General features: G+C 65.0%; 10 protein-coding genes. 1 reads left to right on the forward strand and 9 read right to left on the reverse strand.

Going from position 1 to position 13171, the window contains the following annotated elements; genetic code table 11:
• From rpsR to ppsA, 6 genes are all read right to left on the reverse strand, one after another.
• Positions 1-285 carry a 30S ribosomal protein S18 gene (gene rpsR, locus NGK70_RS18355; protein ID WP_251969930.1) on the reverse strand — a complete coding sequence of 95 codons (285 nt, stop codon included), beginning with the start codon at positions 283-285 and terminating at the stop codon, positions 1-3.
• Positions 286-300: 15 nt separating this feature from the next.
• On the reverse strand, positions 301-603 hold the full coding sequence (gene priB / locus NGK70_RS18360; protein WP_251969931.1) for a primosomal replication protein N: 303 nt from the start codon (positions 601-603) through the stop codon (positions 301-303).
• A 44-nt stretch (positions 604-647) separates the two neighbouring features.
• Entirely contained in the window at positions 648-1016 is a 369-nt protein-coding gene (gene rpsF / locus NGK70_RS18365; RefSeq protein ID WP_251969932.1) for a 30S ribosomal protein S6, read from the reverse strand.
• Between the two features lie 126 nt (positions 1017-1142).
• The gene (locus tag NGK70_RS18370; RefSeq protein ID WP_251969933.1) at positions 1143-3260 is read right to left on the reverse strand and encodes a sodium:solute symporter family protein; all 2118 of its coding nucleotides are present in this window, start codon (positions 3258-3260) and stop codon (positions 1143-1145) included.
• On the reverse strand, positions 3253-3660 hold the full coding sequence (locus tag NGK70_RS18375) for a DUF4212 domain-containing protein (protein ID WP_251969934.1): 408 nt from the start codon (positions 3658-3660) through the stop codon (positions 3253-3255). Before NGK70_RS18375 ends, NGK70_RS18370 begins: the two co-directional genes overlap by 8 nt.
• Positions 3661-3747: 87 nt before the next feature.
• Positions 3748-6156, reverse strand: a complete 2409-nt coding sequence (gene ppsA / locus NGK70_RS18380) for a phosphoenolpyruvate synthase (RefSeq protein WP_251969935.1) — start codon at positions 6154-6156, stop codon at positions 3748-3750.
• Positions 6157-6368: 212 nt separating this feature from the next.
• Between ppsA and ppsR the strand changes: the two genes are divergently transcribed.
• The gene (gene ppsR, locus NGK70_RS18385) at positions 6369-7190 is read left to right on the forward strand and encodes a posphoenolpyruvate synthetase regulatory kinase/phosphorylase PpsR (protein WP_251969936.1); all 822 of its coding nucleotides are present in this window, start codon (positions 6369-6371) and stop codon (positions 7188-7190) included.
• A 213-nt stretch (positions 7191-7403) separates the two neighbouring features.
• On the opposite strand, the gene NGK70_RS18390 is transcribed toward ppsR, so the two are convergent.
• The 3 genes from NGK70_RS18390 to NGK70_RS18400 form a co-directional block, all read right to left on the reverse strand.
• On the reverse strand, positions 7404-11696 hold the full coding sequence (locus NGK70_RS18390; RefSeq protein ID WP_251969937.1) for a D-alanyl-D-alanine carboxypeptidase family protein: 4293 nt from the start codon (positions 11694-11696) through the stop codon (positions 7404-7406).
• 56 nt (positions 11697-11752) lie between these two features.
• Entirely contained in the window at positions 11753-12850 is a 1098-nt protein-coding gene (locus tag NGK70_RS18395; protein WP_251969938.1) for a hypothetical protein, read from the reverse strand.
• Between the two features lie 79 nt (positions 12851-12929).
• Positions 12930-13169 carry a hypothetical protein gene (locus NGK70_RS18400; protein WP_251969939.1) on the reverse strand — a complete coding sequence of 80 codons (240 nt, stop codon included), beginning with the start codon at positions 13167-13169 and terminating at the stop codon, positions 12930-12932.
• Between the last annotated feature and the right edge of the window lie 2 nt (positions 13170-13171).

Genomic DNA, 13171 nt, shown 5'->3' on the forward strand with positions numbered 1-13171 from the left:
TCAGACCTTGTGCTGGTCGCTGTACGGCAGCATGGCCAGATAGCGGGCACGCTTGATGGCGGTGGTCAGCTGACGCTGGAAGATCGCGCGGGTGCCAGTCAGGCGCGCCGGGGTGATCTTGCCGTTCTCGCCGACGAAGTCACGCAGCACGTCGAGATCCTTGTAGTCGATCTCCTTGACGCCGGTGACGGTGAAGCGGCAGAAACGCTTGCGCTTGAACAGCAGCGACTGTTGGTTGCGCATGGTCTTGCGGTCCTTGGAAAACTTACCACGTGGCGGGGGCATGGAATGCTCCTGAATTCAATCTGTTGACGCGGGGTGCGGAGTGAGCTCGATGATGTGCAACATGACGCCTCGACCGTTGCGCTGCTTGCCCAGGAAGCCGACCACATCGACGGTCTGACCGACCGCGATCCGGTTCAGCTGCGTGGCCACCCCATCGACGGCCGTTGCGTGGATCTCGCAGGAGATCTGGCGCATCTGGCCGGCATGTTCGACCTGCGAGGCATGGGCCAATCGCACATCGACGGCCGGCAGTCCGGCGGGGGTGTAGCGCAGGGCCGCACGTTCGACCACCTGGGCCTGCAACAGCACTCGGTTCATGACCGGGTCCTGGCAGCGGGTCGGACGCAGGGCGTGTCACACACTCAGGCGCTCGCCTCCTGCTGCTGGGAGGACTTGCGGGCCTCTTCCTTCTCGACGCGCTTCATCATCGACGACGGGCCGGTCTCGGCCTTGTCGCGGCGCACCGTCAGGTGACGCAGCACGGCATCGTTGAAGCGGAAGCCGGTCTCGATTTCAGCCAGGGTTTCCTTGCTGCACTCGATGTTGACGCACAGGTAGTGCGCCTTCGCCAGCTTGTTGATCAGGTAGGCCAGCTGCATGCGGCCCCAGTCTTCCACGCGATGGACCTTGCCGCCCGCCGCCGTGACCAGACCCTTGTAGCGCTCCAGCATGGCTGGAACCTGTTCGCTCTGGTCCGGGTGGACCAGCAGCACGATTTCGTAGTGACGCATGAACTCTCCTTGTGGATTCCAGGCATGGAAGCCGCCTCGCAGCGTCTGACGCAAGTGCGGCAAGAGGGAAACCATCGATTGTAGCAGCAAGGCCGACCTTGCTCTCACTTCGGGGCAGCTGGCGCCTCAATGCCCCGGCCGCTCGGCGGACGGATAACGCATGCGCTCCACGGCCCTGGCCTGCGCCGGCCCGGGCGGGCGCGTGAGCAGGCTGGCAACGACCAGCACCAGCGCCCCGACGGGCACGCCGAACACACCGGCCGCCGCCGCATCCACGTCCCACCAGCGGCACTCCTGCAGCGGCCGGGTCACGCCGAAGAGCTGGCGCAACGTCGGGTGGTTGAACACCATGTACCAGGCACAGACCGCCAGCCCGGACAACATGCCCAGCGTGGCGCCGATGCGGTTGGCGCGGCGCCAGAAGATGCCCAGCACCAGCGCCGGGAAGAAGGCCGCGGCCGCCAGTGAAAACGCGGCCGTGACGAATTGAAGGATGTCGGCAAACCGCATCGACGCCAGGAAGGCAGCCAGCAGCGCCACCACCAGCACCAGGAACTTCGACAGCATCACCCGCCGCAGCGCGGGGGCGCGCGGATTGATCATGCCGTAGTAGAGGTCGTAGGACAGCGCGTTCGAGATGGTCAGCAGCAGCCCATCGGCGGTCGACAGCGCCGCGGCCAGCCCCCCAGCCGCCACCAGGTAGGTCACCACCAGCGGCAGCCCGCCGATCTCCGGCGCGGCCAGCACGATCACGTCGGTCCCCAGGTGCAGCTCGGCCAGTTGCAGCAGGCCGTCGCCGTTGAGGTCCTCCACCGAGACCAGCGAGGGATCGAGCTTGGACCAGCGCCGGATCCAGCTCGGCAGCTCGTCGAAGGGCGTTCCGACCAGGTGGGTGAACACCTCGTACTTCACCATCACCGCGAGGGCCGGTGCCGCCATGTAGAGCAAGGCGATGAAGAACAGGGACCAGGCCACCGACCGGCGTGCCTCCAGCACCGTCGGCGTGGTGTAGTAGCGCGTCAGGATGTGCGGCATGGCCGCCGTGCCCAGCATCAGGCAGATCACCAGCGCCAGGAAGTTGCGTCGCGTCGACTCGTACTGCTGGCGGGCCGCAGCGTCCCCCTGCGGATCGCCTGAGGCATGGGGCAGCGCCATCGGTGGCATGCCGGCCAGCGGCTGGGCGCGCTGCTGCGCCACGTTGCGCTCCTGCCGGTAGGCGGCGCTGGCATCGGCTTCGGTCTGTGGCCGTGTCGCCAGGCGGCGTTCGGCCTGCTGCACCCGCGCGAGCGGCGCATCGGCGGCGCGCAGCGCGCGCACCTGGGCGGTCATGGTCTCGGTGTCGTCGACCATCGCCTGGCGCACATCGGCCAGCTTGCGCTGCGCATCCTCGGCACGCACCCGCAGTTGCTGGATCACCGCCTGCTCACGCGGGTCGTTCAACAGCTCCTGCTCACGCCGGCCGACCTGCTCCAGCTGCTGGCCGTAGGTGAACAGCGGAAAGGGACTGCCGGTCTGGTTGATCGACAGCCACACCACCGGCGTCAGGTAGGCCAGGATCAGCACGATGTACTGTGCCACCTGGGTCCAGGTGACGGCACGCATCCCGCCGAGGAAGGAGCAGACCAACACGCCGCCCAGGCCGACGAAGATGCCGATCTCGAAGCTGAAGCCCGTCAGGTGCGAGGTGATCAGCCCGACGCCGTAGATCTGCACCACGACATAGACGAAGGACACCAGCACCGCGGCGCTGACACCCACCAGCCGCGGCAGCGTGCCGCCATAGCGCGCGCCGAGGAACTCGGGGATGGTGTAGAAGCCCATGCGCCGCAGGTAGGGCGCCAGCAGCAGGGCCACGAGGCAGTACCCCCCCGTCCAGCCCAGGATGTAGGCCAGCCCGGCAAAGCCCTGCAGGTAGAGCACGCCGGCCGTGCCGATGAACGAGGCGGCCGACATCCAGTCCGCCGCAGTGGCCATGCCGTTGAAGATCGCCGGCACGCGCCGACCGGCCACGTAGTACTCGGCCTCTTCGGTGGTGCGCGACAGCAGCCCGATCGCCGCATAGACCACCACCGTGGCGATCAGGAAGGTGCCGCCGATCCAGCTGCGCGGCCAGCCCTTGCGCTCCATCAGCGCCAAAGCGGCGATGAAGATCAGCGCACCGACGGTGTAGACCGAATAGCGCCGATTCAGCACACGGGTGAAGACCCGCGTCTCCTCGGACGGGCCGCTGGGCTGCTCACCCATGCTTCGGGCCACTGCCAGGTTCGGCCAGAGGTGCGACGCCAGACGGGAATCCGGAGGACGGCTCGTCGTCACCCCCGAGATTCACGAATTGCGCCTCCAGGCGCTCCATCACGATGCAATAGACCACGATGATCACCAGGAAGCCCCCGATCGCACCCTGAGCAGCCCACCAATAGCCTGCAGGCACCTGCGCGATGGTCCATCGGTCCAGGTCCCGCGCCAGCCAGACCACCCCGCAGGTGAGCACCAGCCAGCCGACCACGCCCAGCGCGGTCCACAGGCGCACACTGCGCCAGAAGCCCTGGCGCAGCCCACTGCGCAGTCCGCTCATGGCACTGGGGTCAGTGGCCGGCCCGTCGTGCCGGACCGGTGCGCGTTCAGCAGCGCCGGGCATGTCCATCCGCGTCTCCTCTGACACAGATTTTCACGCTTCGGCCGCCTCGGTACCACGGGAATGACACCGAGGTGGCGCCGCAGCGACGCAGGCTCAGCGCGTCGCAAGCATCTGCCAGGTGGCGATGACCGTGTCCGGGTTCAGCGAGATCGACACGATGCCCTCGTCGGCCAGCCACTGCGCGAAGTCCGGATGGTCGCTGGGGCCCTGGCCGCAGATACCCACGTACTTGCCGTGCGCGCGGCAAGCGGCAATCGCCCGGCTGATCAGCGCCTTGACGGCCGGATCGCGCTCGTCGAAGTCCTGCGCCAGGATCTCCATGCCGGAGTCGCGGTCCAGGCCCAGCGTGAGCTGGGTCAGGTCGTTCGAGCCGATGGACATGCCGTCGAAGTACTGCAGGAACTGGTCGGCCAGGATGGCGTTGCTCGGGATCTCGCACATCATGATGACGCGCAGCCCGTTCTGCCCGCGCTTCAGGCCGTGCTCAGCCAGCATGGTGGTGACCCGCTCGGCCTGCTTCAGGGTGCGCACGAAGGGCACCATGATCTCGACGTTGTCCAGGCCCATGTCGCCGCGCACGCGCTTGATGGCCTCGCACTCCATCGCAAAGGCCTCGCCGAAGGCCTCGCTGACGTAGCGCGACGCCCCACGGAAGCCCAGCATCGGGTTCTCTTCCTCGGGCTCGTAGCGGCTGCCGCCGATGAGCTTCTTGTACTCGTTGCTCTTGAAGTCCGACAGGCGCACGATCACCGGTTTGGGCCAGAAGGCCGCGGCAATGGTGGCCACGCCTTCGGTGAGCTTGTCGACATAGAAGGCACGCGGGCTGGCATGGCCGCGGGCCACCGACTCGACCGCCTTCTTCAGGTCGGCATCGACATTCGGATAGTCGAGGATGGCCTTCGGGTGCACACCGATGTTGTTGTTGATGATGAATTCCAGCCGCGCCAGGCCCACCCCCGAGTTCGGCATCTGCGCGAAGTCGAAGGCCAGCTGCGGGTTGCCGACGTTCATCATGATCTTCACCGGCGAATACGGCAGCTCGCCGCGCTGCACCTCGCTGACCTCCATCTCCAGCAGGCCGTCGTAGATGAAGCCGGTATCGCCTTCCGAGCAGGCCACCGTCACCAGCTGGCCGTCCTTGAGGTGCTCGGTCGCGTCGCCGCAGCCCACCACGGCAGGAATGCCCAGCTCGCGGGCGATGATCGCCGCGTGGCAGGTACGCCCGCCGCGGTTGGTGACGATCGCACTGGCGCGCTTCATCACCGGCTCCCAGTTCGGGTCGGTCATGTCGGTGACCAGCACGTCGCCGGGCTGCACGCGCTCCATCTCCACGATCGAATGCACCAGGCGCACCGGGCCGGCGCCGATCTTCTGGCCGATCGCGCGGCCCTCGGCCAGCACCGTGCTGTGGCCCTTGAGCTTGTAGCGGTGCTCGACCTGGTTGGCCGCCTGGCTCTTCACCGTCTCAGGCCGCGCCTGCAGGATGTAGAGCTGGTTGTCACCGCCGTCCTTGCCCCACTCGATGTCCATCGGCCGGCCGTAGTGCTGCTCGATGATCAGCGCGTAGCGAGCCAGCTCGATGACGTCCTCGTCGCTCAGCGAGTAGCGGTTGCGCAGCTCGGGCGGCGTGTCGGTGGTCTTGACCAGCTTGCGTGCCTGACCAGGTTCGGCTGCCTTCTCCTCGGCCGTCGCGAACTCCATGCGCAGCAGCTTGGAGCCCAGGTTGCGGCGGATCACCGGGAACTTGCCGGCCTTCAGCGCCGGCTTGTGCACGTAGAACTCGTCCGGGTTCACGGCGCCCTGCACCACCGTCTCACCCAGGCCGTAGCTGGAGGTGATGAAGACCACGTCCTGGAAGCCACTCTCGGTGTCGATGGTGAACATCACGCCGGCTGCGCCCAGGTCGGAGCGCACCATGCGCTGAACGCCGGCCGACAGGGCCACCACGTCGTGGGCAAAGCCCTTGTGGACGCGGTAGGAGATGGCGCGGTCGTTGTACAGCGACGCGAACACCTCCTTCATCTTGTGCAGCACGTCCTCGATGCCCACCACGTTCAGGAAGGTCTCCTGCTGGCCGGCAAAGGACGCGTCGGGCAGGTCTTCCGCGGTGGCGGAGGAGCGCACGGCAAACGACGCACCCGGGTTGTCCGCGGTCAGGCGGGCGAACTCGGCGCGGATGGCCGCTTCCAGATCGGCCGGGAAAGGCGCCGCCTCCACCCAGCCGCGGATCTCCGCGCCAGCGGCAGCGAGCGCGCGCACATCGTCCGTGTCCAACGCCGCCAGGCGGGCGCTGATCTTCTCGGTCAGGCCGCCGGCCTGCAGGAACTCGCGGAAGGCATTCGCCGTGGTGGCGAAGCCACCCGGCACACGCACGCCGGAGGCGGCCAGCTGCGAGATCATTTCGCCGAGGGAGGCGTTCTTGCCGCCTACCGTCTCGACGTCGGTCATTCTCAGGTTTTCAAAGGGTACGACCAGGGCGGTCGCCAGGTTGAGGTCAGACATGCCAAAGCTCCGTGATGTAACAAAACCGGGGCCTGCATCGCGGACAGCACCACCCCACCCCAGCGCTTTGTAGGCTGTTGATCGTGCGCAAGAAGGTGGGGAGCCATGAGGGGGCGTCGACGGTCGGCAGGCGAATGGGCGCGATTCTACGGGGGTGCCGACCTATGATGTCAGGCAGTTTTCAGCTTCAAGGCGTCAGCCTGACCTGTCTCATGCCCGACCGCACCGTGTTCTTCGTCTCCGATGGCACCGGCATCACCGCCGAGACCTTCGGCAACTCCATCCTCGCGCAGTTCCCCGCCAAGTTCCGCCATGTGCGGCGGCCCTTCATCGACTCGGCCGACAAGGCCCAGACGGTGATCGAGGAGATCAACGCCACCGCGATGCAGGAAGGCAAGCGCCCGATCGTCTTCATCACCGTGGTCAACGACGAGGCGCGCACCCGCATCGAGACCCAGTGCAACGCCCAGGTAATGGACATGTTCCGCACCTTCGTCGAGCCGCTGGAGACCGAGTTGGGCGTCAAGAGCAACCACCGCGTCGGCCGCTTCTCCGACGTGGCCAAGAGCCAGGAGTACACCGACCGCATCGAGGCGATCAACTTCTCGCTCGCCCATGATGACGGCCAGTCCTCGCGCAACCTGGCGCAAGCCGACGTGATCCTGGTGGGCGTGAGCCGCAGCGGCAAGACGCCCACCTCGCTCTACCTGGCCATGCAGCACGGCATCAAGGCGGCCAACTACCCGCTGATCCCGGAGGACTTCGAGCGTGGGGCGATCCCCTCCTCGCTCGCGCCCTACAAGCGCAAGTGCTTCGGCCTGACCATCGACGCCGACCGCCTCAGCCAGATCCGCAACGAGCGCCGCCCGGGCAGCAAGTACGCCTCGCTGCTGAACTGCCGCTACGAGATCGCCGAAGCCGAGAAGATGATGAAGCGCGAGAGCATCTCCTGGCTGTCGTCGACGCACAAGTCGATCGAGGAGATCGCCACCACCATCCTGCGCGACATCCGGCCGGACCGGCTGATCTACTGATCTGTCGGGGCTCCAGCGCAGGCGGTTGAGCTTACGGCGGATGCTGGCCTTGGATGCCTTGTCCTGCTTGACGAGGTTGAGCACGATGCGGCGCAGGATGGCTAGGTTGTGCGCGCCGTGGCCGACGCCGAGCCGGCAGTCGTCCTCGCGCAGCAGGACGTCGAGTTGGTTGCCGAAGAGCAGACTCTGCCCTGCAGTTGCAAACGGTGTGATCTACGCGATCAGACCATAGGTGTAGCCTTTGGGAATGCGACTGTCGATGCCGTCGAACCACACGTGCCCGACAGCCGGCACCTTTACCTGTCTGCGCAGGGCCTCAGTGCCGGTGAACACGTCGAAATGCGCACCGAAGATCGCACCGCCGGTGTCATTGACGACGAACCAGCCGTCATGCATGCCGATGCCTGGGATCTGCAAGCCGTCGTATTCCTTGATGTAAACCTGCGTACCCGGCGGCACCAGTCCGCCCCTACCTTTCCAGCGCGGCTCGACGTTGGCGTATTTGGTGGTACCGATGTCGGCTGCCAAGGTGCGGAATGGTTCGTAGGCCACACCACGCGCCATGCCGTAGCCGAGGCCGCGCATGGCCGGCTCGACGACGTGAAAGGCGAAGGCGCGCACCACCTGACCACTGCTGACAGTGATGCCCGAGTACCGTGTCGACACCGGCTTGCGTCCCTGCTTGGCACGTTTCTCGTTGACCTTGGCATAGGCCTTGTTGTGGTACGCCAGCACGTCATCGTAGTCGGCATGGCGCACCGCCACCGTCTTTCCCGTCACGTTGACCAGCCGGCCATCGGTCAGACGCCCGGTGCCTTCGAGCGAGAGCTTGGCGAAGAAAGCCGGGCCGCCTTCACCGAGGGTGTTGCCCTTGATGTCAACAATGGGGATGCGTGCCGCGCCCGTCGGCTCGTCGGCTTGGTCGACTACGTGGTATGTGGTGAGGCGGAACTGACGGTAGGCGCTTGGGTCACTTGGGGGCGTCACACCGCTCCGGCGCGCGGGATGATGGCTGTTGGATGACGTTGTCGGTGTGGAGGCAGACGCCCACCGTGCACGCTGCGCCAGCGCGTCCGTCAGCGCACTGCGTGTGGCAGCGTCGAGCCGTGCATCGGCACCGAGGCCATGACGCGAGCGGAAGTCGGCCAAGGCCTGCTTCGTGCGGTCGTCCAACTGCCCGGGTTGCGAGAACATCGATTGCTGCGCCAGTTCTTCGAGACCGCGCTGGGTTAGGGCGAGCAACGTGACGTTATCGAGGCCGCCGTGGCCGAGGTTGTGGTCTTCGCGGAACCTGGTGACCGCCGCCTGCGTCATGCGACCGAACTGCCCGTCGTCAGCCAGCTTTGCTGCCTGCACAGCGTTCATCACGCGCTGTGCAAAGCGAACCATCTCCGCCGTGGCCTTGGCGAAGCTGCCCAAACTCCTGCCGGACGCTGGCGTGGCCGGGGCCGCCGGCACTGTGCCGCTGTCCGGCACTAGGCCGTGGTCGCGCAGGAACAGCAGGTAGCGCGTCGGGTTTAGAAGCGAGGCCGGCGCGGTCTTGTCGTCTTTCCACCAGCGTTGGGTGGTGGTCGAGCCTTTCACATAGGTCTCGAAGTGGATCATCGCGGTATCGCTGACGAAGGCGATGGGCTGGCCAGCCACAACGCGCGATCCCACGGCCAGTCCGTGCTCGCTGAGCGAATCGCTGCGCACCTCGCCGTAGTTCACGACGACCTTCGAGCCGTCGTGCTCGACCATCAGCTTGTAGGTATCCTGCTTCGACTTGGCCTTGTAGAAATGGGAGAAGGCGACGATGGTGCCGGCCTCACAGGCCACGACCTCGTCGTTCGGGTAGGCGAACAGGTCGACACCGACGTGCCGGCGCGCCACTGTCTTGCCGCCGCGCTTGCCTTGGCGCGAGGCCATGAACATGCGGCCGCTGCGGCCCGTTATACCTTTTTTCGACTGGTATGACACCACACGCGCATCCTCATGCCGGGTCTTCACAGGCCAGTAGCTGCCGCTGGCAGGCTCGGGCGCAAAGGGCACCGGGCTGTCACTGGGCAACTGCAAGGGTGCCGTGTCCGAGACTTCGTCTTCGAGTTCCGACTCGGCTTCGGCGGCGTCTTCTTCGTCGAACTCGAATTCCACTTCTTCGTCGGTGCCGGCTTCCTCGCTGTCGAACAGGTCTTCGAATTCGCCCTTGTCGCCTTCTTCGTCTTCCTCGTCGACAAAGTCGTCGGACAGAAGCAATTCTTCGAACTCGTCTTCGCTGTCGGCCTCGAACACCAGCTCGTCGCTCAGGCCTTCTTCGTCGAAGGCATAGGCTTCTTCGCCCTCGAACTCCAACTCGTCGGCCACCTCATGATCGGAGGTCAGGCCACGCAAAAGCGCGGGCAGGCGCCTGGCGGGCACGCTGCAGTGACCCTCCTTGCACTGCGTGACGAAAAGGCGGTTGCCGCGCCGCTTGTAGAAGCCGTAGCCGATCGGCTCGGTGCGAGTGCCGGGTCGGTAGAAGAAGTGCACCTGCAGCCCGGGCTGCGCGGCCAACCATGCCTTCCAGCGGTCGACGCTGCCCGAGTAGGTGGTGTCAAACGCCCACACCTCGCTGAGCCTGGCCAACGCGCCCTGGCGCATCTGCGGGTCGTCGCGCAGCGCGGCCAGTGGCTCCAGGAAATCGTAAGCACGCGAGTGGCCAGCGACCACCAGGCTGCCCAGCGAAGAGCCCGTGCCCGGTTGTACTCGGCCCAGCTCCGTCATGACCTCGGCCACCAGCGCGTTCAGGTTCTGCGGGTGGGCCAGTGCATTCCAGCGCGGGTGGTCCTTGCCGAAGGCCTGGGCGCCGCCGGGGCGGCCCCAGTCGAGCAGCGGCACTACCAGCACGATGGGGCGATGCGACGCGTCGACGATCGCGCCCAGCCCGAACGGGCTGTCGGTCACCATGCCTTCGGGCAGGCTCTTTGGCCGCTTGCAGGCATTGAGCAGGCCGTGGGCATAGACCAGCACGTCGACCTCCGCCTTCCCGGCTGCGTGTGGCGGGCTGTACACCGCCACGCGGGTGGCGAGCGTTTGTGCGTGGAAGGTCCACAGCTTGCCGCCCACGCCGTTGGCCACTGGCACCGAAGCAGGGATTTCCGTCGACGAGGGTGTTGCCACTGTTCGGCGCGCGGCGAGCGCATCGGTCAGTGCGCGCCGGGTCGCGGCGTCGACCAGCCCACCGAAGCCTAGGCCGTGCTGCGCGCGGAAGGCAGCGACGGCTTGGTCGGTGTTGGAATCCCTGATGCCAACCCTGGCAAAGATCGAGGACTGGGCAATTTCCTCGAGTGCACGTTGCGCCAGCGCGAGCGCGGTGCGCGTGTCCAACGCCGAACCGGCGCCTAACTGGTATTTGGTGCGAAAACGCTCGAGGGCAGCGCGAGTCATGCGGCCCAGATCGCCGTCGTCAGCCAGCCTTTCACCTTCGGCGGCACTCAGCACGCGTTGGGCAAATCGCACCATTTCTGCCGATTGTGACGAGGCAGGCGGTGTCGTGGCTCGGGATGCTGACGATTTGGATTTCACCGCCAAACCATGAATTGCCGCGTACCGCTCCATGAAGTCCCTCGACGGATTATACTCCCAGTGCCAAGGTTCCATGCGGTACGGATACCAGCCGAATTCACGGGCACGCAACATCATCCACTTGTAGACGGGCGAGCGGTACATGCGTACCAACATTGCCATCTTTTCATTGGTTCGGGTCTCGTTTCTGAGTGGTTCGAGCCCCTCTACCTCCATGTCCAAATCGACGGCCAAGCCGTACACGTGTGCCGATCTAAGACCTCCGGCGGCATGCCGATTGGTCTGGCGTGCGGCTATGTCTTTCTGGTGCTCCTTGGTGCGATATGACGACGATATGATCAGCTTCACACCCTCGATCGCCGCCGCCTCTCGCATACGTACGAAAGCGTCACATGCTTCCGGGAATAGACGTTCTCCCTTTGTGTTCAGAACCTTCTTGGTAGATGGATGATCGGGAGGATCAGGGTTTCCGTGCGCATTTGGACGTCGCTCGGGAGTCAACCTCGCCATCGCGGCAAACAGTTCGACCGCGATATTTTTCTTTCCCTTTTGAGGGAACGCGACGTTGTGCCAATCGACTGTATTCAAATACCTTTCTCGGTCATCCGGAGGTAGACGCTCGATGGCCGAGCGGGCGATGTCCAGCACCCAGGCGCGGTCGACTACGCTCAAAGGAGCAGGTGGGTTTTCGGCCTCGAACGCGGGCCCAGTGAAGGCCCCTTCGTCGTCGCCATCGAGTTCTGCCTCTGCATGCGCATCGCCGCAGCATTCGTCACACTCGCACTCTTGCTCGGCTTCGTCCATCGGCTCGGCCACCTGCTCCGGCAGGCTCAACCGTGCGAACGGGCTTTCGAACAACAGCTTCGACAGCTGCGGCGACCAATCGGGCTGTGCTTCGTCGCCAGGCGGTTTGACCTCGTGATCGAGAAATGGCGAACCGAAACCGCCACCCGTGCTTCTCATGGAAGTCTCCTCTACCGTCACGCAGATGGGTCAGCAACTGCGCAGGTTGAGCAACGTCAGTTCGTCGCGACCTTTCGGGCCTTCACGTCACGGCCGGTGATTGCCGTCCAGTGAGTGATGATTCGGCGCATCGCCGCCTCGGGGCTTGTCGCTACGCCGGCGGGCGTATACAGCGCAGGCACCGCAGCTTCGTCGTCAAAGTCACCGGTTTCGATCTGGATCAGGATGCGCGAAATGGCATCGGCGATGTCGAAGAAGTGCTTCGAGAGGCCGTGCGCCGGCAAGCCCACGCGCTCGGCGATCTTGAACAGGCGCTGCTCGGTGCCGTTGGCCTCAGCACGCAGAGACTTCACGATGGGCGAGTTGTCGTTGGTGTTGGTGTATTCCAGCGTCATGTGGAACCAGGCCATTGCCGACACCGCAGCGAACTCTTCACGCGCTAGGTTGCCGTTCTGCCGGCGCGACAGCAGCATGTTCTTCAGCTTGCTGGCCAAGAGCGCAATCTTGGACGGGTCGGTCGGATTGCTGCTGGACGTTGCCGTCACGTAGGTCATGCCAACCCAGGCCTCGCGCAACAACTCTTCGAAGGTCGAGACGAAGTCGTTGTTGGCGGCTTCGGCGCGCACGTATTCGTAGGGCTTACCGTCGTCGGTGCCATGGTTCAGCTCCATGGCGAACATGCGCTGGTAGGGGTTGCGCCGGCTGCCACGCAGGTCGCGGCGGATATGGCTGGTAACGGAGCCGATGAAGAAAGGTGCACCGTCCTTGAAGAACAGCTCTTCGGTATTACGCAACCAAGCTTGGGCCTCTGCGGTGGGGGCACCAAGTTTTTCGCCGTGAAGCAGTTCATCGACTACACGCCGAAAGATCTCGTACACGCGCGTGTTCTCGACCATGTAGGCGTAGATGAGGTGGTCCCAGCGGAATCCGCTCCCCCCGGCGAGGAGCGGACTTAACGCGCCCAACGGAATCGGCTTTCCTGTTGGAGACGGCATTGCCTGTAGGTTGCTCCGGCGGTCAGGGTCGCCGAGTGACTTCGTTAGAGTGTCGTCAATGCGTCGCCGCCATACCTCTTCGAGCAGCCAGGCTAAAACGGCGGGATGGGCCTCGAAGAGAACATCGGGGTGGACGTTGGTGGCGAATTGTCGAAACATGATGTTGTCTCCGATCGTTTATCGGGCATGGGCTTCCAAGTTCGCTGGTCCGGGTACTGACGTCGACCGAGCTGTCTTCTTAGGGTTTGTCAGCCAGAGTTTTCAGGTCAGCCGCGATGAGCTGGTAATGACTGACCGCTGCAGCGGCCTTGCCTTTGAGGACGACATTGCTCTTGACTTCGAGGTTCACGTTTCGTAGCAAGTCAATCAGCGCCTTCGTCAGCTCTGACGTTGGCGGGGCGTCAATCGATTGCGCCACCTGGATACTCTCGATCGCCGCGGATGTGTCGCTGCTAGTGCTGTGGCTTTGGCTGGGCATGG

Source organism: Sphaerotilus microaerophilus (genome assembly GCF_023734135.1).
Classification (GTDB): domain Bacteria; phylum Pseudomonadota; class Gammaproteobacteria; order Burkholderiales; family Burkholderiaceae_C; genus Sphaerotilus; species Sphaerotilus microaerophilus.

What these genes read in the sequence shown, in the direction of transcription:
- rpsR (WP_251969930.1), bottom strand. Translation starts at nt 285, where the DNA reads ATGCCCCCGCCACGTGGTAAGTTTTCCAAGGACCGCAAGACCATGCGC.
- priB (WP_251969931.1), bottom strand. Translation starts at nt 603, where the DNA reads ATGAACCGAGTGCTGTTGCAGGCCCAGGTGGTCGAACGTGCGGCCCTG.
- rpsF (WP_251969932.1), bottom strand. Translation starts at nt 1,016, where the DNA reads ATGCGTCACTACGAAATCGTGCTGCTGGTCCACCCGGACCAGAGCGAA.
- NGK70_RS18370 (WP_251969933.1), bottom strand. Translation starts at nt 3,260, where the DNA reads ATGGGTGAGCAGCCCAGCGGCCCGTCCGAGGAGACGCGGGTCTTCACC.
- NGK70_RS18375 (WP_251969934.1), bottom strand. Translation starts at nt 3,660, where the DNA reads ATGGACATGCCCGGCGCTGCTGAACGCGCACCGGTCCGGCACGACGGG.
- ppsA (WP_251969935.1), bottom strand. Translation starts at nt 6,156, where the DNA reads ATGTCTGACCTCAACCTGGCGACCGCCCTGGTCGTACCCTTTGAAAAC.
- ppsR (WP_251969936.1), top strand. Translation starts at nt 6,369, where the DNA reads ATGCCCGACCGCACCGTGTTCTTCGTCTCCGATGGCACCGGCATCACC.
- NGK70_RS18390 (WP_251969937.1), bottom strand. Translation starts at nt 11,696, where the DNA reads ATGAGAAGCACGGGTGGCGGTTTCGGTTCGCCATTTCTCGATCACGAG.
- NGK70_RS18395 (WP_251969938.1), bottom strand. Translation starts at nt 12,850, where the DNA reads ATGTTTCGACAATTCGCCACCAACGTCCACCCCGATGTTCTCTTCGAG.
- NGK70_RS18400 (WP_251969939.1), bottom strand. Translation starts at nt 13,169, where the DNA reads ATGCCCAGCCAAAGCCACAGCACTAGCAGCGACACATCCGCGGCGATC.